The organism is Aphanothece stagnina RSMan2012 (assembly GCF_046764815.1).
Lineage (GTDB): Bacteria > Cyanobacteriota > Cyanobacteriia > PCC-6307 > Cyanobiaceae > NIES-981.
This window is the reverse complement of record NZ_JBKOUC010000125.1, coordinates 1-339: the sequence shown is the minus strand read 5'-3', so window position 1 is coordinate 339 and position 339 is coordinate 1. Positions and strand designations below refer to the sequence as shown.

The 339-nt window shown below is 72.3% G+C and carries 1 pseudogene; it reads right to left on the bottom strand.

Annotated features, from left to right (window positions below):
- Positions 1 to 339, bottom strand: a pseudogene (locus ACLNEE_RS17050) (hypothetical protein); the annotation flags it as partial.

The window sequence follows — 339 nt, the reverse complement described above, 5'->3', positions numbered from 1 at the left end:
GCGCCGGCACCCAACGCAGTGGTTTGGAAGCCCGTGGCATTGGCGCTGCGCCCGAGGGCCGTGGCGCTTTCACCGTCGGCGATGGAGGCTTCTCCGAGGGCTGTGGCGGCGGTACCTGAAGCCCGGGCGTCCAACCCGACGGCGGTCGCGGCGGTTCCGGTGGCATTGGCGCGAGGACCCAGTGCCGTCGCCTGTTGCCCTGAGGCCAGGGCGCCGGCACCCAACGCAGTGGTTTGGAAGCCCGTGGCATTGGCGCTGCGCCCGAGGGCCGTGGCGCTTTCACCGTCGGCGATGGAGGCTTCTCCGAGGGCTGTGGCGGCGGTACCTGAAGCCCGGGCG